A 20,329-nucleotide genomic window follows, 5' to 3' on the forward strand; every position below is an offset into this window, starting at 1 on the left:
ATTATTTAGCAGTTATTTTAAACTCTGTACGGCGGTTTTTGGCGCGATCCTCATCAGTAATATTAGGAGCTATAGGCATTGTTTTGCCGTAGCCTTTATATATCATCCGGGTTGGATCAACTTTACCGCTTATCAGGTAATCATACACAGATTTGGCGCGATTCTCTGATAGCTTTTGGTTCAACTCGTCATTGCCTACGTTATCTGTATGACCCGATATTTCAATATGTACTGTAAGGTTTAAAGCCATAAATTCTATCAGCTTCTGTAGTTCTGACCTCGATTCGGGTTCCAGCTGGTATTTATTGGTGTCAAAAAATATGTTTTTTAATATCACCTTATTACCCACCTCAATAGGCTCTAACAACACCGTAATATTAAATGGATTGCCTGATGTATGCCCAACCAGCGAAAAGTTTTCTGAATAAAACAAGTACCCCGGCTTAGAAATATTTAAACCATAATTTTTACCGGCAGAAATAGTCGCCAAAAAATCGCCACGATCAACAGAACTATAATCCTGGTAAACCGATTTATTGCTTTCCAATGCAATTATTTCAACCGCTGATTCCAGTGGTTGCCGGGTTTTAGCATCGCTTACAAAGCCTTTTACGTAGGTAACTATGTGCGGGCGTAATTCGGGCGGCATTTCAAAAGTGTAAATATCAAAGCCGCCATAACCATCCAGTTTGTTTGATGAGAAAAAGGCATAGCTGCCATTGGCGGTAAGGCTCAGGCCGCTCTCATCGCCGTTGGTATTAATAGGGTAGCCCAGGTTTTTGGGTACCTGCCATTTACCATCCTTGCCTAAACGGCTTACAAACAAGTCCTGCCCACCCATGCCCGGCCAGCCGTTCGAACAGAAGTAAAGCGTACTATCATCGGGGTGAATAAACGGCGATTGCTCGTTATAAGACGTGTTTATATTTGGACCCAAATTCTCCGGTTCGCCCCAGCCTTTTTCGGTAAGTGTTGATTTCCAGATATCATAGCCGCCATAACCGCCTTTGCGGTTGCTTACAAAATACAGTGTACGCCCATCAGCACTAATTGATGGTTGCGATTCCCAGCCCCCGGTATTAACGGGCGGACTTAAATCAAATGGTTTACCCCAGTCGTCCCCCTTTTTTTGTGCTACATAAATATCGCAGCGACCGTGGCCGTCAGGTCGGTTACAGCCCGTAAAGAAAAGAAACTTGCCATCCTGCGATATAGACTCAGAACCCTCGTTGTAATTTGGTGTATTTATCTTATCGCTTAAATACACAGACTTTTGCCACTCGTTATTTACGTTGCTGCTTTGGTAAAAGTCTTCATTCAGCGCTATCTGGCGGGTATAAATGATGGTCTTATCATCTGCTGTTGAAACTGGTGAATATTCATCGGAAGCGGTATTGATATTAGGCCCCATGTTAATGGGTTTAAATGTTATAGGGTGTTGCAATGCCTCAATTGCAAAAAGGCAATCTTTTAAAAGTTTTTGGGCATTAAGCTTAGCCTGATCCGTAATGCCGGTATAGCTTAAATACTTTTGTAAATGTTTAAGCGCATCGGGGTACATCGCTTCTGATATTTCCATATCCGCAACTTTTGAATAGACTGCCCGGCTATAATCAGGATTAAGGGCTATAACCTTCTTAAATTCTTCAATAGCGCCTTTATTGTTTTTTTGCAGGTGCATCATATCGCCTAATTGCCCATGTGCCTCAACAAAATTAGCATCCTCGGCTATAGCTTTTTTCAGTTGAGCTATAGCCTCGGCATATCGATGTTCATCAATACTCTGGTTTGCCAATGCATAATATTTTATAGCCTGTTGATTGGTGGTAGTATATTGTTGTTGGCCGTAGACAAAAACCGATAGAAAAAGCAATAAAGAAAGAAGTATTACATTTTTCATCCGCAGGGATACGTATAGTTTATACGCTAAGTTACAACTATTAAGGAATATTTAAATACTTATGGGTTTGCAATGATATTTCCCATTTAGGGTTATTCATTACATAATCAACAATAAGTGGTGTCATTTCTTTTGATTTTGACCATTCGGGCTGTAGATACAGCTTGCAGCCGGCAGGCACTAATTCGGCATGTTGTTCGGCAAATAAGAAATCGGATTTATTAAAGATGATAACCTTTAACTCGTTAGCGTGTTGGGCAACCTGTGGCGTTGGCCCTTTAAATTTTTTAGGCGACAAACAGATCCAGTCCCAATGGCCCGAAAGGGGATAAGCGCCTGATGTTTCGATAAAGGTTTTGATGCCTCTGCTTTGTAGTTGCTCGGTTAAGTAATCCAAATTATAGATCAACGGTTCGCCGCCGGTAACAACCACGGCTTTGCCCGGATAAAGAATAGCGTTTTCGACTATTTGGTCGGCAGCAGTTAACGGATGTAATTCTGCATCCCAGCTTTCTTTTACATCGCACCAATGGCAGCCCACATCGCAGCCACCAAGTCTAATAAAATAAGCCGCCTTACCGGTATGATATCCTTCGCCCTGTATCGTATAAAACTCTTCCATTAAAGGAAGTAATGTGCCGTCTTCCGGAACTTGGTGTGCCATAATAGGGCGCAAAGGTAGTTTTTTGAGGCGAAAGGTAAAAGCCGAAAGGTAAAAGGTGAGATTGGGGTGATGTTTGGCCGAATAGAAATCGAAGTTTTCAAAAACTTCGCAAGTCTCTATGTGTTGTTTCAGTTCAAACACTTACATTTGGTTTAATGAAGAAACGCTACATACTATTCATCTTCGTTATAATGCTTTGCTTCACGTCATGCGTGGATATTGAGGAGCATTATGACTTTAAACTGGATGGATCTTGTAACGTAGTGTACGGGTTTGATATGGGCAGGGCCATATCGGTATTTAAAAATTTACTGACAGATTCGGCAAAATCAACAGCCCAGTTTAACCTGGTAAAAGATACCACCATGACCTTTTTGGCAGCTATGCCCGATAGCCTGGAGCGTAAACTCAATAAAGACGAATTAGCGATGGCAGCTAACAGTAACCTATCCATTAAAATGGATCTGAATAAAAGCGTTATGAAAATGAGTATCACCCATACCGCCAAAACCCCGGCCGAGCTTCAATATTATCTGCAGCATCTTTCAAAAATATCTATGAACAGCCAACTGGACGCGGTGACTAAAAACAACAAGCAGGCCAGGGGATTTGACGCCCAGCAATTAATTTCAGGGCAGGATTATTACCAATACGAAGTTACGCCGCATAAGTTTTATCGCATAGTTGACAAGACAAAGTTTAACGCTTTCTTAAAGAAAACTCAAAACACGCTGGTTATGGCTAAAGCTATGCTGATTGATATGCCTTACAAAGTGATATTGAACTTTGCTAAACCTGTTAAAAAGGTAAATAATCCTAAAGCCGTTGTATCAGCCGACAGGAGGCATGTTACCCTTATAACTACCATGGACGATGCGATCAAGAACCCATCTATCATGAACCTAAAGATCGATTTTTAAAGATCATGACCTGGTATAAAGTACCCGACCTGCAATACAACACCAATCCATTTATTAAAAAGGTAAAAATTAACGGCAAAGGCATTTGCCTGGTTGGTTATGAAGGGACTATCTATGCCATATCATCAACTTGCCCGCACGCAGGCGGCGAATTGAGCGGCGGCTGGTGCCGTGATGGAAGAATAATATGCCCAATTCATAGGTATTCCTACAATCTAAATACCGGCAGGGGCGACCCCGGTCAAAATGATTATGTGGATACTTACCCGGTAGAAGTACGCGAGGATGGTATTTATGTGGGAATGACCTCTTTTTTGGAAAGAGTAAGAAATGCATTTAAATAATAATATTTGTCATTGCGAGCGAGGAACGAGCGTGGCAATCGCAAATAGAAAAGTATGCGACATAAATAGTCCGCGATTGCCGCGCTACGCTCGCAATGACAAAAAGGGATATTACTGATACACCTCTTTCTTAGCCGATGCCAAAGTATTCTTCAATAATCCAATAATAGTCATCAAACCAACGCCACCGGGTACGGGGGTTATCCATGATGCTTTTGGGGCCACGTTTTCAAAATCAACATCACCATAAAGCTTGAAGCCCGATTTGGTTACGGTTGATGTTTCGCGGTTCATGCCTACATCAATTACTACCACGCCATCTTTTACCATATCGGCAGTAATAAAATTCTTTTTGCCGATGGCTACAATAAGGATGTCTGCATCCAATGTAAACTTTTTGATATCTGGAGTGCGGCTATGACAAATGGTGACGGTACAGTTGCCCGGAGTGGCGTTACGTGCCATTAATATACTCATGGGCGAACCAACAATATTACTACGGCCTACAACTACGCAATGTTTGCCCACGGTGTCGATGCCGTATTCTTTCAACATCAACGTAATGCCATAAGGCGTTGCGGGAATAAATGATGGTAAATTGCGCTGCATACGGCCCAAATTAACCGGGTGGAAACCGTCAACATCCTTACGGTAGTCTATCCGCTCGGTTACTTTCTCAGGGTCGATGTGTTTGGGCAGGGGAAGTTGAACGATGATGCCGTCAATATCAGCATCGGCATTCAATTCTTCTACTTTTTTAAGTAGCTCGGCTTCGGTAACGGTATCCTCATAACGTACCAGGCTTGATTTAAAGCCCACGTTCTCGCAGTTTTTTATCTTACTGGCAACATAGGTTTCGCTGCCGCCATCATGGCCAACCAATACGGCTACCAAATGCGGCTTGCGGCCGGTATCTGCTAAGATTTTGGCGGCTTCTGTTGCTATTTCAACCTTGAGTTTTTCTGATACGTATTTTCCGTCTAAAAGCTGCATAATTACTATTAAAGCGTCATTGCGAGGAACGAAGCGATCTCTAATGAGATAGACTTGTACGCAATTTTATAAATAGGGCTTTCGCCATTAAAATAATTTTTCCCTTTTTGATTTAGCATGTGTAGAGATTGCTTCGTTCCTCGCAATGACGAGCGAAATAATGCCTCACATCTAATCCAGTTTCAACACCGCCATAAACGCGCTTTGCGGTATCTCTACATTACCTACCTGGCGCATGCGTTTTTTACCTTTTTTCTGTTTCTCTAACAGTTTACGCTTACGCGATATATCACCACCATAACATTTAGCGGTAACGTCTTTACGCAGGGCTTTAACTGTTTCGCGGGCGATGATCTTGGCACCAATTGATGCCTGTATAATGATCTCAAATTGCTGGCGTGGTAAAAGCTCTTTCAGCTTCTCGCAGATCTTTTTACCAAAATCATAAGAGTTACCACGGAATATCAATGACGACAAAGCATCAACCGGCTCGGCGTTTAGTTTAATATCCAAACGTACTAAATCGCTGGTGCGGTAACCTATCTGGTGATAATCAAAAGACGCATAGCCTTTTGATATGGTTTTTAGCTTATCATAGAAATCAAAAACGATCTCGCCCATTGGCATTTCAAACACCAGCTCAACACGATCAGACGTTAGATATGATTGATTTTTGATGAACCCACGTTTCTGAATACAAAGCGACATTACCGATCCAACAAACTCGGATTTGGTAATGATGGTCGCTTTAATATAAGGCTCTTCTACACGGTCAATTTTACTTGGGTCGGGCAGGTCTGATGGATTATTTACTATAATTTCTTCGCCTTTGGTAGAGTAGGCTAGGTACGATACGTTGGGTACGGTAGTAATTACCGTCATATCAAACTCGCGCTCTAAACGCTCCTGGATAATTTCCATGTGCAGCATGCCCAGGAAACCGCAACGAAAACCAAAGCCCAAAGCGGCTGATGATTCCGGCTCGAAAACCAATGATGCATCATTCAGCTGCAATTTAGCCATTGATTCGCGCAGCTCTTCGTAATCATCGGTATCAACCGGGTATATACCCGCAAATACCATCGGTTTTACTTCTTCAAAACCTTGTATACCAGTTTCGCAGGGGCGGGTAATGGTAGTTATGGTATCGCCAACTTTTACCTCGCGCGACTCTTTAATGCCCGATATAATATAACCAACATCGCCGGTTTTTATGACATCTTTTGGTAATTGCTTTAGTTTAAGTGTGCCAACTTCTTCAGCAATATACTGCTTTTCGGTAGCGAAGAATTTCACACGGTCGCCTTTACGGATCTCGCCGTTTACTACTTTAAAGTAAGCAACAATACCACGGAACGAGTTATAAACCGAATCGAATATCAACGCCTGTAAAGGAGCATCCGGGTCGCCAACAGGGGCGGGGACACGTTCTATAACAGCGCGTAAAATATCATGTACGCCCATACCGGTTTTGCCCGATGCGGCTAAAATATCTTCCCGTTTGCAGCCTATCAGCTCAACAATTTGATCCTTTACTTCCTCTGGCATAGCGCCGGGCAGGTCCATTTTGTTTAGTACCGGGATAATCTCCAGGTCGTTCTCTAAAGCCAGATAAAGATTAGATATGGTTTGCGCCTGGATACCTTGTGCGGCGTCTACGATCAGCAAAGCGCCTTCGCAGGCAGCGATAGAACGTGATACTTCGTACGAAAAATCTACGTGGCCGGGGGTATCAATTAGGTTTAAAACATATTTCTGCCCATCCAACTCATAATACATTTGTATGGCATGGCTCTTTATGGTGATCCCGCGCTCGCGCTCAAGATCCATATCGTCAAGCAACTGTGCCTGGCTTTCGCGTTGGGTAATGGTGCCGGTATATTCTAATAACCTATCGGCAAGGGTACTTTTACCGTGGTCAATATGTGCTATTATACAAAAATTACGTATGTACTTCATTCAGCCGCAAAAATAGGTTTTTTAGGCGATAAATTGGCATATTTGTTGGGAATTAGCTACCTTGTTTGAATCACTGTATAACCTATGAAAAGAATATTATTAGCAACACTGTTACTGGCCCCATTTTTAAGCAAGGCGCAAGGCCTTTTTGGCGGGACATCGGTTACCGAGTATAAAGCATCAAACGGAGTGACTTACCATATAGGTGATACTGTAAAATTGGGCAGAGGTACTAAACCGGATGGTTCGTTTTTATATCTTGAAGATCATGGATTGATACCTAACCCACGCAGTACACGTACTTTACCTAAAGAGTTTGCTAACGCTGGCGCTGTTTTAAAAAGCATCCGTAAAATTAAAGTGAACGGTATTGATAAATACATGTTCGGCGTAAACCCGGGTGGCCCTATGCGCTATACCGTTTTTATTGATGATGCCATTGAAGCCTGCGAAGTAAAACCCTGCAAAGCAACCGATAATGCCCAACCCACAACCGCAGGCTCTGTTGCCGACGAGATAAAGAAACTAAAAGGTTTGCTGGATTCGGGCGCCATAACAAAGGCAGAGTATGATGCGCAGAAAAAGAAGTTGCTGAATCAGTAATCAAAAAATGGGTGTCATGCTGAGTTATAAAATCCCGACGGGACTTTGAGGGTGAAATGACATGTTACGTTCAAACTTACGAAGTTTTAAAAACTTCGTAAGTTTAACATTTTTACAATATGTCATGGGTAGGCTCTCGAAGCATGTGGGTAGGCCTTTACGCTCATACTTCGAGAGCCTCAGCATGACACCCAGCGCACTTGTCTATTTTGCCTCCGTAGCAAACGAGCCTAATACCTAAGATACTTAGGTATGATCCACTCAAGGTGATCCACTGCGATATTTCAAAAACATTATAAAAATACATAACTATCTTATTTAAAGAATATTATATGCGTTAACTTGAAGTTTTACAAGTGATCCAAGGTGATCCACTTGTTTTGTTAAATTATTTATTTACAGTTAGTTAACTAAAGTAGATGATCCAGGTGATCCACTTTTTTAAGTGGATCACTTCACTCTTATCACCCCTTATAATCCAGCTCCGTTAGGTCCTTTACTGAGCCAAAGCCTATCACATCTTTTATCACTTTGCCATCGGTCATTTCAATAGCGCGTATCAGTTTATCAGAACCAAACCTGTGTTTAATTTCGTGCATGGTTTTTAGCGCGGTTTCTTTGCGGTCCATATCCTCAAACAAACTGTAAAGCATATTGCCGTTATTTACAAAGTTGGTAACACCCACACGCATGCTGTTAATTTCGGTACTAAATATAGGGCTGGTACCGGTTAGCTTTTCAAACTTATCTACCCTTATGCGTATCATCCGCATTAAACTTATAGCATCCTGCACGGGTGTGGTAACGGTAAAAGCATCGTCCCAACGGGTACCATCCTCATATCTTGCCGTAAACCCTACGGATTTACAATAGAACTTATGGTTTACCATCCGTTTCTCCAGCGTTAGACAAAGCGTCATAAATAACTGGTCTATATAGCTAATGTGCTGCCTCTTTTCTTTGGATATCTGCCGCATGGCCTGCATGCCCCGGTAATCGTGTGCTACAATGTTGGTTTCGATAAAGTTTAAACGATAATGCCAGTAGATTCCTTCAATCCCCTTAAAGATCTGTTTTAACTTATCAGGGCCTGCATAGCGCATCTCAAGCGGGGTGTTAATGCCCGCACGCTCCAGCCGGTAACTCATGTTGGCGCCAATGCCCGGCATATCGCCCAGCTTTAACGGGCGCAACACCTCATCAATATTCTGGTGGGTGATCATGAGCAAGCCATCCATTTTCTTACCCCGTACCGATGCCAGTTTAGCCAGAAAAGCATTTGGTGCTATCCCCACCGAGCAGGTTAGCCAGTCGCCCACTTTTTCAAGTATCTCCCGCTTAATTTGTTTGGCTAAGGTTAATGGGTCCAGGTGATCGTAATGGCCCAGGTTGATAATGGCTTCATCGATACTTTTGGCAACTACATCCTTACAGTGAGTGAGCAACACGTTAATGATCTTGGTATGATACTCGCGGTAACGGGCAGGGTTGCTCTCTACGGGCACCAGGTCGGGGCAGGCAGCCATGGCATCATTTAACCGCATGCCTGCCCTTAAACCCCGTTCTTTGGCCTCTGTTGATAGTGAGATAACGCAGCCATATTTGCCGGTATATACACAAACACCCACCGGCCTGCCGCGCAGCCAGTAGTTGGCCTGCTGCTCGCAACGGGCAAAGTAGCTGTTCATATCAATAAACAGTACCCTCGATTCGGTTTTTACTTCAACAGAGTTTTGATTCACCTAGCAAAATTGCTAAAAATATTAGTAAATACAAATTAAATATTTAGGTATATTAAACACGAAGCCCTTCCAAATTAATTGAAAGGGCTGGTGTATTTTCCATAAGGCGCAAAGTATTGCGCCTCTATGTGGTTAAAACAACATTTCAGGCGGAGGCGTAACACCTTTTAAACGCAGGTAAACGGTTGTTTGGCCACGGTGGTGTGTTTGATGCTCGAACGCTTTGGCTAATAGTAAACCTTTAGTTGCTTTCATGCCTTCGGCTGATGCTGGTTGCTGCATGTCGGCATCAGTCATGTCCTCAATTGTGCTGATGGCAAAATCATAGCTATCCATAACTGCTTTTGCTGTAGCCTCTTTAGTTTGTGCTACCGTTTTTTCTGCAGATACTTTACCCAGCGGACTAGGTTTGCCACTTGCCGAAGAGAGGAAGTAGTAAGTAGCGTCTGTTAAGTGCAGCATTTGTGCGGCAAATGAGCGTACCTCGGGCGTTGCTTTAAAGGCGTAACCATCAGCAGGCATGGCATCTAAATAAGTTTTGGTGTAAGCTTTGGCGCGTTTCCACTCGGCAACGCTTTGTTCTCTGGTTATCTGCGCGAAAACAGAGGTACAGGTAACAGTTAATAAGGCAATTAAAAATGATAATTTTTTCATGATGGGGTATGGTTTGATTTATAAACGAAGATAGTGTTTATAGATAGATAGTTAGTTACTAAATAAAAAGACTTCCAAAGTTTAAACACAGGAAGTCTCTCAATCACTCATTCAATAATTCACTCATTAAAGATCACCCTCCACGCTTCAACCCGTATTTTTCTATTTTACTATACAGATGACTTCGTTGTATATCAATATCATCGGCAGTTTTTGACACGTTCCAGTTGTTTTTCTCTAGTTTGAACTTGATGTATTCGCGCTCGGCAAAGTCTTTATAATCCTGGAAGTTTTTGAACTGGTTAAAATCAGTTTGCGGTGCTGCTGCTGCAGATGCCGTAGCGGGTGCCGATGGATTGGCAAATGCCCTCACATCATCATCGGTAATGGTTTTATCACTTAGTATGACCAAACGTTCAACCATGTTACGCAGCTCACGGATGTTACCTGTCCACGGTAGGGCTTTAAGAGCTTCTAACGCGCCTTCAGAGATCTTTTTAAGCGGCATGCTGTAATCATTGCAAATCTCTTCTAAAAAGCTTTGAGTGATCAGCGCGATATCGTCCTTACGCTCGGTTAATGGTGGTACATGTATCAGGATAACACTTAGGCGATGGTAAAGGTCCATGCGGAAATTACCGGCTTCGATCTCTTTTAGCAGGTCCTTGTTTGTCGCCGCCACAACGCGTACGTCAACTTCAATTTCCTTTTCGCCACCAACACGGGTTATTTTATTTTCTTGCAAGGCACGCAATACTTTGGCCTGGGCCGATAAGCTCATATCGCCTATCTCATCCATAAACAAGGTACCACCTGATGCTGACTCAAACTTACCGATCCGCTGTTTTATAGCCGAGGTAAACGAACCCTTCTCATGTCCGAACAACTCACTCTCAATCAACTCCGAAGGTATAGCCGCACAGTTGACCTCGATTAAAGGTGCGTTTGATCGGTTTGACTTTTCGTGTAGCCAGCGTGCCACCAGCTCTTTACCGCTACCGTTGGCACCGGTTATCAGTACGCGGGCATCAGTAGGGGCAACACGTTCTATAGTTTCTTTGATCTTGGCGATAGGGGTCGAGTCGCCCAGGATAGGGCGCACTTTAGATACCTTGCGTTTTAATACCTTGGTTTCAACTACCAGGCTGCCACGATCTAACGCGTTGCGTACGGTAATCAGCAATCGGTTAAGATCGGGAGGTTTGGATATAAAGTCGAAAGCACCTTTTTTGCTGGCCTCAACAGCAGTCTCCACCGTGCCGTGGCCCGATATCATGATGAAAGGAAGATCAGGTTTAATAGCCAAACCTTCGCTTAATACTTCCATGCCATCCATGCGGCTCATTTTAATGTCGCATAGCACCAGGTCGTAATCGTTTTTGGTAATCAGCTCAAGCCCGTCAATGCCGTTATCAACGTCTTCAACTTCGTAGTCCTCGTATTCAAGTATTTCGCGCAGTGTATTGCGGATCGCCCGCTCATCATCAATTATTAATATTTTAGCCATGTTTTTATACGGATAGGTAAGTTGTAATAACGTTTACGAATATAGGATTTGTATAGGAAACTAAACACTTTTTTTGGGGAGTTGTTTGAGTAGGGTGTGATTTTTATTTTGGTTGAGTTAAAGATTGAAGATCAGGCTTGTCAAATCAAATATAAAGCGACAGGCCTAAGCTCTCATCACGTCATTGCAATGACGCGTGGGGAGAGGGTCGCGTTAACGATGGGAGCGGATACCGGCCTTGCGCCTAAGGTCTTGCAGGCGTATGTATTCTAGATTAGCCATATTTCACCCCTCTCTTATAGCCTGCGGCTACATGCAATGGCGTTTAGGGTATAAGAGTTTAAAGACTATTTGCATAGTGGTACAAAGTCGGCGAAATCGAACAGCCTCATGATTAACTAGCAGGTGTTAGATAATTTCCTTTTATCAACTATTTTTAATAGTATTGATAACCCCAACTGATTGTAGCCTTTTATAAATGGCAATATAAATATTATGTCATCGCCTGGTTGCCCAGGTAGATAAGAGACAATGTTTTGGTTTTTAATAGAAATTATAATTACTGTATGAGAAAAAATATACAGCTGGCGGGTAGAATTATTGTTCTTACCTTCCTGATTTTTAAAGGGGTTTTAGGGCAAGCCCAGGTTGCAACTATCCCCGTTAATACCTTGTCTGCAAGTGAAAAGGAAGCCGGTTGGAAACTGCTTTTTGACGGCAAGACTTTTAACGGATGGCACAGTTATTATGAAACAGATAAACCGTCTAAGGGCTGGACCATTGTAGACGGATGCCTAAAAAACGCAAAAGGAACCGGCCGCCCCCGCACCGGCGGCGGTGACCTGATGACCGATGACGCGTTTAAGGATTTTGAGTTTAGTTGGGAGTGGAGCATTCAGCAAGGTGGAAATAGCGGCGTTTATTATTTGATGCAGGAACGTCAACATAATCCGGGAACGCTGATGTATATGGGCGATGATGGCACCAGTCCGGTTTCATTCGAGTACCAGTTGGTTGATGACGAACGGCACCAGGATGTACTGCAAAATGGCCCGATCCGATCTACAGGCTCCCTGTATTCGCTTATTCCGCCTAATGATTCTAAAAAACTAAAACCTGCCGGGGAGTTTAATGAATCGCGCATCGTTGTGCAGGGCAACCATGTGGAACATTGGCTAAACGGTACCAGGATCGTCAGCTTTGAGTTGGGGGGTACAACTTTACTCAAGGCAATTGCCAATAGTAAATATAAAAGCGTACCAAATTTTGGGCTAAAGGCTAAGACCCATATTCTTTTGCAAGATCATGGTGATGAGATCCGGTTTCGCAATCTTAAAATTCGTGTCCTGCCGGAAGTAAAATAAAGCGCTCTTCTGCTCGCGCAATATTCAATAACCAATCTTTTTCATACCATTCGCCGCAGGCAACGCCCGCATTTAGTGATTAGTGATTGGTTAATTAGAGATTAGGCCTATAGCTTTATAAAACAAGCTAAGTCTAATCTTTAATCTTCTCCCGATAGCTTTCGGGAAACCAATCTTTATTCATCCATTCACTCATTATCTTCAACCAAACTGTAAAAATCATGTTGTAATTAAACATATAGCAGATAACGTTGTAACTTTAAATAACATTATCTCAAAATTGATTTTATGATATCAAAATTTTATAGGCCCTTAGTATTAGGTGCCATCCTAACATGGGTAACTACGGCCTGCATGGCTCAAACCGGCCCACCTGTAGAAACAGCCAAAGCCAATAGCGACTATAAACCGGCCTTTGTGGGGCAAACCCGTATTGGCAGCGTTAAAACCCAAACCCCATATACGGCTACCGTAATCAGCACCGAGCTGAAAGGCCCGTGGGGCATCCATGTTTTGCCCGATGGCCGTTTACTGATTAGCAGCAAGCCGGGCATTATGCAAATACTAACAACCGATGGTAAAATTGATAAAACCATTACAGGTTTCCCCGAGGTGCAGTTTCAAGGGCAGGGTGGTTTGCTGGATGTAAACATCGACCCTAACTTTACTCAAAACCGCATGGTTTACTGGACCTATGCACAACCCAGCGACGGCGGGGCCACTCTGGCTGTAGCTAAAGGCAAACTATCAGCCGATGAAACTAAACTTGAAAATGTAAGTGTGATCTGGGAAGCTTCGCCGCGCTATAAAGGTGCCGGTCAGTTTGGGTCGCGTTTATTGTTTGATAAGCAGGGCAATATTTTTGTAAGTTCCGGCGACCGCATGTCTAACGATATCCGCGTAAAGGCGCAGGACCTGAGCGCTACGACCGGCAAGATCATTCACATTACTAAAGAAGGTAAACCGGTTGCTAATAACCCATTTATTGGCAAAGCCGATGCTAAGCCCGAGATATATGCCCTTGGTTTCCGTAACCCGGATGGCTTTGCTTTTAACCCCGTTACCGGCGATCTTTGGGAGACCGAGTTTGGCCCACGCGGTGGCGATGAGGTCAATTTGATTAAAGCGGGTGGTAACTACGGCTGGCCTTTTGTAACTTATGGTATTGAATACAGCGGCCAGAAGGTTTATGATGGTATACAACAAAAAGAAGGCACTATACAGCCGATTTACTATTGGGACCCTGTAATATCGCCGGGCTGTATGATGTTTTATACCGGTAACATTGCCGAGTGGAAAAACAACATGTTTGTAGGCGGACTGAGCGGTAATCATATTGCACGCCTGGTTATTGAAAATAATAAAGTAGTAGGCGAGGAGCGTTTATTAGCTGATAAGCACGAACGCTGGCGCTGCATAGCCACCGGTAAAGACGGTGCCATTTATGCCGGTACCGATAGCGGTAAATTATATAAGATAAACAAGCAATAAAAATTGGTTGTTGAAGATTAAAGATTAGGCTTAGCAAATTAAATAAAGCGACAGGCCCAATCGCCAATCCTTATTAAATTTATTTATTCAAAAACTATTTTAGAATAATTAACAAACAGCCCCCGCCTTTGGTGGGGGCTGTTTGTTAATTATTCAGATGCTTGCGAAACTAATTCGGTTGTCCCTTCTTCTGTAGCAGTTGTATAATGACCAGATTTTTTGGTAAGTTTAATTGTTTGACTGGTTAAACTATTACTCGTTTTAATCGCATAAAATGAAAAAAATAAAATTCATTTTCATTTTAACAATATTTACTACTTTGTAACCACTATGCGATCTGTAAATGTAAACATGAGTAAAACAAGGCTTGAGGCTTTTAGCGATGGTGTTATAGCTATTATAATTACCATAATGGTTTTGGAGTTAAAATTACCAAAAGGCGATGATCTGAAAGACTTAGTACCAATGTGGCCTGTTTTTGCCAGCTACGTACTAAGCTTTATATATGTTGGTATTTATTGAATAACCATCATCACATGTTACATGCTGTACGCTCTATAAGCGGGCCTGCACTTTGGGCAAACATGTATTTATTGTTCTGGCTTTCTATAGTGCCTTTTGCAACCGATTGGATGGGCGAAAGTCATTTCCATGAAACAGGGCCGATAGTGTTATATGGTTTTGTGCTTTTAATGAATGCCATAGCTTACACCATTTTAGTTATCGTATTAGTTAGGCATGAGGGAGAACGGTCTTTACTTGCAGACGCGATAGGGGACGATTGGAAAGGTAAAGTATCTTTGGTATGCTACCTGTTAGCTATAGGGCTTGCATGGATAAGCACCTATTTAAGCTTGTGTTTATATGTTGCGGTGGCTTGTATTTGGTTTATACCCGATACACGTATAGAAAAAAAACTGGCCGATGAACAATATGGTCAATAGCCGGCTTTAATTAAAAACAAGCCTCCTAAGGATAACTAATCGGTTTTTAAATTATGCCATTGTATGGCCAAATAATAGCATTGCTCGTTAGCGTTATTTATTGGCCTATGCAATATTTGCGATTGCAGGTATATACAATCGCCGGAGTACGCGTTAATTTTATCTTCACCTATGGTTTCTAATACGCTGCCCTTTAACATCAATATTAATTCTTCCACCCGATGTGTATGCGGGTCATGGCTGGCATAGCCGGGGTTTAAGGCTGTTGCATGTACCTCAAACCGCCCAAACATAGATGTAGGCCTGTCAAACAAAGATCTGGTTTCGCCCTTTACAGATCTGTTTACTTTTAGCTGATCCCAATTTTTTATAAATGACGGGCCCGAGTCATGTGCACGTTGCATATCTGGCGGGTTTACTGATTGGTAATTAATAACATACCAGGTTGCCGGCTCGTTTGATAAATTTTGAAAACTGATCTTATCACCCACTAATACCAAAGCAATACTACCCGCGCCAACCGTTTGTGAAGTATCTTTAAGTATCAATTTAATGTTACCGCTTTTTACTACAATTAATTGTTCAAAGTTACTGTCGCTAATAGGTGGGGTATAGGTTTTACCTGCCGGAAGGGTGAGCGTATATATTTCGTATTTTTTAAGATCCAGCGTGCTTCCTTTTAGTACAGGTCTTTTATCAACTATACCAATTTTTTGTGGCTTGCTATTGCTCCAATTATAGACCCCTGCATGTAATTCGTTATTCTGCGCTATTGCATAAACCGAGGTAACCATTAGTAAAATGGTGATTATTGCTTTCATTAAGAGATGTTTATTGGTTTATTGGTAGTAAATGTAATACAAGTTATTGTTTAAAGGAAACATAAAAATTGGTTCCGTTATCTAACTCACTTTCTACCCATATCTTGCCCTCATTACGCTCTATAAATTCTTTACAAAGCATCAGGCCAATACTGTTTCCTTTTTCGCTATCAGTGCCATCCATGCTTTCATTGTCAGGTTCAAATATCCTATCCTGTAATGATTTCGCAACACCAATTCCATTGTCTTTTATAGAGATAGTAGTATAATCTTTAGGGCTACCAGTACTGGCCTCAATCTTAACCCAGCCACCTGTATGGGTATATTTTATAGCATTGGCTAATAAGTTTCTTATCACAAATTCAACATGCGAACTATCGGCATAAATAAAAAGTTCATCGGGTGTATTATCTATTAATAGAATATTTTTTTGTTCGGCTATTTCCTTGTGCAGGTGCAGGTTTTGTACAATTATATCTTTAACATTAAAACGGGTTTTGTTTTGGGTCATTCCCTTTAGCTGTGTTTGGCCCCAAATCAGCAATTTATCCATTACGTCAAGGGTTGATAAACTATGCTGTTTTAATCTTGGTATAAACTTCAGTGCTTCAGTATTATCACCCTCGCCTTCTAAAATGCTCAGTAAATTTACAATAGTTGCAACCGGCGATCGTAGGTCATGACTTATTATAGAAAACAACTTATCCTTAAAATTATTCAGTCCTTTTAACTCTTCCTGCTGTAGTAATAGCTGCTTGTTTAGTTTTTTTGTTTTCTGATAAAAAAGAATAACTATCAGCAGCACAATTACGGTACAAATTGCTATAGCCAAAATTATCCAGGTTTGAAACTTACTTTTGGCGTTGCTGATTTGCAGTTGTTGTACTTTTATTTTAGAATGAGCCAGGTCATTATTTGCTATTAAGCCGGCTATGTCTTTAGAGTTTTTTAAGGTGAAAAGACTATCCTTTAACGCATCCCGCATTTCTAAAGTTTGTGCAGCAGCCTTATAATTCTTTTGTTGCTTATAAACATCTATTAAACCGGCATACACATCCAGCCTTACATGATGTTGATGTATAGTTTTTGTAATTGTTAAAGCTTGATTTAATAAAATTAAGCTGGTATCGGGCTTTGTTTTTGTTTTTAACGATGCCAGGTTAACAAGGGTAGTAGCTTCCGCCTCGGGTAAATTTAATTTCCTTGCAATTGTTAAAGCCTTAAACTGATAATCGAAAGCTTTTTTTGCATCGCCTAATTGCTGATAAACATCACCAACATTGCCCGATATCATAGCTAGTTGTTCGGGCTCATGTTGATCAGCCTTTTTTATTGCATTTAAAAAATATTGAAGCGCTTGTTTCATCTGGCCCTTTTTGGCGTATACGATGCCTATGTTGTTCAGTATGGTTGCTTCGGCGCTTGATGGAGGCAGTTGCTCATTTAATTTAAGCGCTTTTTGTTGATACTCAAGTGCCTTATCCAGATTATTTATTTGCTCATTAAGCGCGCCTAGCTTGAGGTATGATTGCATCAATCCATGTATGTCATTCTTTCCCTGGTTAATTTTTAACGATACCAGGAAATGCTGTGCAGCTTCTTTATAAGATCCCATTTTAGCCAGACATATCCCCAGGGTATTATTTGCTGGAACTAAGCCTGCCTGATAATTTATTTTTTCGAAAATTGATAAAGCAGTTGTTAAATGATCTTTTGCCAAATCCATCTTGCCAAAGGCAATATCTATGGCACCAATTTGGCCATGCATTAAACCAATACCCAAAGGATAATTAAGTTGAGTAGCCAACGCGAGGCCCTGATTAGCATAAAAAATTGCCGAGTCAGGTTTTTCATTTCGATAATTAGTGATTAGAGCTTTGTAGATAAGTACACGACTGGTATCCGGCTTACTGTTTTTTAAACGAATTAATAATGAGGTAGTTGACGGCGGCTGAGCATGAGCCGCTATAAAGGTTATAGCTATCCCAAAAACGCATAAACTATATTTTATAAGGTTGATCTTTTTTAACATGAATATTGCGATCAATATAGAAATTTATTTACCAAATAAAATTAAATCCAATTGTCAAATTATTGAATCAACAGCAATAACTTCATTACGAAGCCCGGCTAAGAAATAGGCCTTTTAAACATATGTAGTGTAATGTTATACGATACCGCTATCGGAGTAAAAAAATCATGAGCAAAAGAATTGTTTTATGAGCATATAATTAAAACACAAAGTTTATATATTTGCGCCATAATAGTTTTGTATATCTGATATGAAAAAGACCTTAGGACTTATAATTACAGCAGTTGGAATATTGATAGTAGCGGGCGCATTTGTTTTTACTCCTGATCACGCATTAAACGCTGCCGACTCTGGAAGCGGTATAAGCGCATCTGCTTTATTAGCGTATAGCGGATTTATTACTTTTGGTATCGGCATAGTGCTTTATATATCAAGCCTTCCGTTAGCCGGCGAGAAAAGCAAATAGTTTCCTTTTTACTTACTCCTCATTTTCAACTTACCGCCTGATCAAATACAAGGCAGTGAGGTTATTGATAATGCAATGGTGTACGGGTATGCCATAAATTATAGCCTATACTAAGTCAGGCTGTTAAATGAATCCCCGAAAAGATTTAAAAAAATACGCCCACTTGTAAACCTGTAGTTAATGATACAGGCGCGCTGTTTCCTAATCGAGTAGCGAAAGGAACTGCGAGAAATAAACTGGCATCTTTACCCTTTACAATTATTTTATTAAATATGGTGGATACTCCGAACCTTCCATTGGTTTCAAAAGCAACCCGTTGTATAATGGCGAAATTGTTTTGAAAACGAAATATAGCTCCCGGGCTAAAAACAATAGATGTTACCTTGGCTGTATTATTCTCTGCACGAATGCTTGGCGAGATCTCAAAACTAACCCCAAAATTATCGCTTTTTAATAAATTAATACCAAATGGAAAGTTAGCCACATAAACGCCCGAGAAATTACCCGAAAATTTATTGTTAGTATAAGTGCTTATTGGATTTAGCATACTAAAATAGCCTATAATTTTAGGATAGGATTGCGTTTGCTGGGCTCTTGCTGTATTGAAGTAAAGGGTTAATATTAATAATAATGCGCTAAAAATGCGGAGTAGTTGGTTAGGGGCTAAATACATGTTAATTGTGATATGATTTAGCTAAAATAGTAAATTGATATTAATATAGCACCTTGTTGTTTAAATGAAGTTGTAGATGGTGTAAGAATGTTATTGTTTTTGCTATTTGTCCGGTTAGTTGGTTTTTGCACTCTCTGCCAACCAAACCCTAATTACCACGTACCGAGAACTTATAAATAGTCTCCGAAGTATACGTTTCGCCCGGCCTTAAAATTACGCCGGGGAATTTGGGTTGATTAGGTGAGTCAGGGAAATGCTGGGTTTCCAGGCAGAACGCGCCTTGTTTGGTAAATGGTTTGCCGCCTTTGCCGGTTACTTTTTCGCTTAATGCATTGCCGGTATAAAATACTACTCCTGGTTCAGTGGTATAAGTTTGCATTACACGGCCGCTTATGGGTTCGTAGGCAACGGCGGCCAGCCCTAGTCTGCCGGTATTGTTGCGTAATATATAGGTAAGGTCGTAGCCTTCGCCTTTGTTACGCGCGCCAATTTGTTCGGGGCTGGTAAAATCAAACGGCGTACCTTTTACGTCCAGGTAATTACCATCGGGTACGCCGCCTTTGCCGGTCTCTAAATATTGATCGGCAAAAACCTGTAGTTCGGTATTTAATATTTTATCCGTTTTTCCTCCCGACAAGTTAAAATAAGAATGGCTTGTTAAAACAACCGGTGTTGGTTTATCAGTAGTAACCAGGTAGTTTATTTTAAGTTCGTTGTCGTTAGTGAGGGTATAAGTTACCGTCAAATTTAAATTGCCTGGAAAACCTTCTTCGCCATCTTTACTTAAATAGGTCACCTTTAAACCAACTTCTTTATTGCCGGGTATTTCTTCTATGTTCCAGATCCTTTTGTTAATACCCAGTACCTCGCCGTTTTTATTAAGTGTAAGCAGGTATTCTTTTCCATCGAGCGTGAACTTATTGTTGGCAATACGATTGGTTACACGGCCCCTTATAGCACCCATGCGGGCATTATCTCGACTTAGATATTGTTTTAACGAATCAAAACCTAGCACCACATTGCCCAACTCGCCGTTCTTATCGGGCGTAATAATATCAGTAACCGTAGCGCCGTAGTTGATAACCTTAACCCGCATGCCTTTACTATTTTTTAAGGTATATTGATATATTTTTTGTCCCCCGGCTTCACCGAAAAGTATTTTGGTAATGGCTGGCTTTACATTTTGCGCTGATGCCACGAAAGCGTTTGCCCACATCAAAATAAATAAGCAAAGCGCTATTAGTCTTCTCAT

19 protein-coding genes are annotated in these 20,329 nt (G+C 41.4%); 8 read left to right on the top strand and 11 right to left on the bottom strand.

The window, feature by feature from the left end; translation table 11 throughout:
- Position 1: 1 nt before the first annotated feature.
- Both JWQ34_RS06085 and JWQ34_RS06090 read right to left on the bottom strand, forming a co-directional pair.
- Positions 2-1,900, bottom strand: coding sequence for an OmpA family protein (locus JWQ34_RS06085; RefSeq protein ID WP_299355451.1), 1,899 nt, complete (start codon positions 1,898-1,900; stop codon positions 2-4).
- 40 nt (positions 1,901-1,940) lie between these two features.
- Positions 1,941-2,564: a 7-carboxy-7-deazaguanine synthase QueE gene (locus JWQ34_RS06090; RefSeq protein ID WP_299355453.1), complete on the bottom strand. Its 624-nt coding sequence runs from the start codon at positions 2,562-2,564 to the stop codon at positions 1,941-1,943.
- Positions 2,565-2,719: 155 nt separating this feature from the next.
- Between JWQ34_RS06090 and JWQ34_RS06095 the strand changes: the two genes are divergently transcribed.
- Positions 2,720-3,484 carry a hypothetical protein gene (locus JWQ34_RS06095; RefSeq protein WP_299355456.1) on the top strand — a complete coding sequence of 255 codons (765 nt, stop codon included), beginning with the start codon at positions 2,720-2,722 and terminating at the stop codon, positions 3,482-3,484.
- 5 nt (positions 3,485-3,489) lie between these two features.
- Complete coding sequence (locus JWQ34_RS06100; protein WP_299355459.1) at positions 3,490-3,828, top strand: Rieske 2Fe-2S domain-containing protein; 339 nt, start codon at positions 3,490-3,492, stop codon at positions 3,826-3,828.
- Between the two features lie 111 nt (positions 3,829-3,939).
- Here the strand turns inward: JWQ34_RS06100 and JWQ34_RS06105 are convergent, their stop codons facing one another.
- Entirely contained in the window at positions 3,940-4,821 is an 882-nt protein-coding gene (locus JWQ34_RS06105; RefSeq protein ID WP_299355462.1) for a bifunctional 5,10-methylenetetrahydrofolate dehydrogenase/5,10-methenyltetrahydrofolate cyclohydrolase, read from the bottom strand.
- 171 nt (positions 4,822-4,992) lie between these two features.
- Complete coding sequence (gene lepA / locus JWQ34_RS06110; protein WP_299355465.1) at positions 4,993-6,780, bottom strand: translation elongation factor 4; 1,788 nt, start codon at positions 6,778-6,780, stop codon at positions 4,993-4,995.
- Positions 6,781-6,864: 84 nt separating this feature from the next.
- Here lepA and JWQ34_RS06115 point away from each other — a divergent pair, with 84 nt between their 5' ends.
- Positions 6,865-7,383 (top strand): SHOCT domain-containing protein, encoded by a 519-nt coding sequence (locus JWQ34_RS06115; protein ID WP_299355468.1) that lies wholly within the window; start codon positions 6,865-6,867, stop codon positions 7,381-7,383.
- A gap of 464 nt (positions 7,384-7,847) precedes the next feature.
- On the opposite strand, the gene JWQ34_RS06120 is transcribed toward JWQ34_RS06115, so the two are convergent.
- From JWQ34_RS06120 to JWQ34_RS06130, 3 genes are all read right to left on the bottom strand, one after another.
- The gene (locus tag JWQ34_RS06120) at positions 7,848-9,125 is read right to left on the bottom strand and encodes a DNA polymerase IV (RefSeq protein WP_299355471.1); all 1,278 of its coding nucleotides are present in this window, start codon (positions 9,123-9,125) and stop codon (positions 7,848-7,850) included.
- A 132-nt stretch (positions 9,126-9,257) separates the two neighbouring features.
- Positions 9,258-9,779 carry a DinB family protein gene (locus JWQ34_RS06125; protein ID WP_299355474.1) on the bottom strand — a complete coding sequence of 174 codons (522 nt, stop codon included), beginning with the start codon at positions 9,777-9,779 and terminating at the stop codon, positions 9,258-9,260.
- A gap of 133 nt (positions 9,780-9,912) precedes the next feature.
- Positions 9,913-11,286: a sigma-54 dependent transcriptional regulator gene (locus tag JWQ34_RS06130; protein WP_299355477.1), complete on the bottom strand. Its 1,374-nt coding sequence runs from the start codon at positions 11,284-11,286 to the stop codon at positions 9,913-9,915.
- 566 nt (positions 11,287-11,852) lie between these two features.
- Between JWQ34_RS06130 and JWQ34_RS06135 the strand changes: the two genes are divergently transcribed.
- From JWQ34_RS06135 to JWQ34_RS06150, 4 genes are all read left to right on the top strand, one after another.
- Positions 11,853-12,650, top strand: a complete 798-nt coding sequence (locus tag JWQ34_RS06135) for a DUF1080 domain-containing protein (RefSeq protein ID WP_299355479.1) — start codon at positions 11,853-11,855, stop codon at positions 12,648-12,650.
- 288 nt (positions 12,651-12,938) lie between these two features.
- Entirely contained in the window at positions 12,939-14,141 is a 1,203-nt protein-coding gene (locus JWQ34_RS06140; protein WP_299355482.1) for a PQQ-dependent sugar dehydrogenase, read from the top strand.
- Between the two features lie 330 nt (positions 14,142-14,471).
- Positions 14,472-14,663 (top strand): TMEM175 family protein, encoded by a 192-nt coding sequence (locus JWQ34_RS06145; protein WP_299355485.1) that lies wholly within the window; start codon positions 14,472-14,474, stop codon positions 14,661-14,663.
- Between the two features lie 14 nt (positions 14,664-14,677).
- A complete protein-coding gene (locus JWQ34_RS06150) occupies positions 14,678-15,085 on the top strand; it encodes a hypothetical protein (protein ID WP_299355488.1) in 408 nt (135 codons plus the stop codon).
- Between the two features lie 35 nt (positions 15,086-15,120).
- On the opposite strand, the gene JWQ34_RS06155 is transcribed toward JWQ34_RS06150, so the two are convergent.
- On the bottom strand, positions 15,121-15,906 hold the full coding sequence (locus JWQ34_RS06155) for a cupin domain-containing protein (protein WP_299355491.1): 786 nt from the start codon (positions 15,904-15,906) through the stop codon (positions 15,121-15,123).
- A 43-nt stretch (positions 15,907-15,949) separates the two neighbouring features.
- The gene (locus tag JWQ34_RS06160) at positions 15,950-17,953 is read right to left on the bottom strand and encodes a tetratricopeptide repeat protein (RefSeq protein ID WP_299355494.1); all 2,004 of its coding nucleotides are present in this window, start codon (positions 17,951-17,953) and stop codon (positions 15,950-15,952) included.
- Positions 17,954-18,188: 235 nt separating this feature from the next.
- On the opposite strand from JWQ34_RS06160, the gene JWQ34_RS06165 reads away from it, so the two are divergent.
- Positions 18,189-18,404 carry a hypothetical protein gene (locus tag JWQ34_RS06165; RefSeq protein WP_299355497.1) on the top strand — a complete coding sequence of 72 codons (216 nt, stop codon included), beginning with the start codon at positions 18,189-18,191 and terminating at the stop codon, positions 18,402-18,404.
- A 145-nt stretch (positions 18,405-18,549) separates the two neighbouring features.
- Here JWQ34_RS06165 and JWQ34_RS06170 read toward each other — a convergent pair whose 3' ends face one another.
- Positions 18,550-19,077 (bottom strand): hypothetical protein, encoded by a 528-nt coding sequence (locus JWQ34_RS06170; protein WP_299355499.1) that lies wholly within the window; start codon positions 19,075-19,077, stop codon positions 18,550-18,552.
- 148 nt (positions 19,078-19,225) lie between these two features.
- Positions 19,226-20,329 carry an aldose epimerase family protein gene (locus tag JWQ34_RS06175; protein WP_299355502.1) on the bottom strand — a complete coding sequence of 368 codons (1,104 nt, stop codon included), beginning with the start codon at positions 20,327-20,329 and terminating at the stop codon, positions 19,226-19,228.

This window comes from Mucilaginibacter sp. (assembly GCF_028288185.1).
In the GTDB taxonomy this organism is placed as follows: domain Bacteria; phylum Bacteroidota; class Bacteroidia; order Sphingobacteriales; family Sphingobacteriaceae; genus Mucilaginibacter.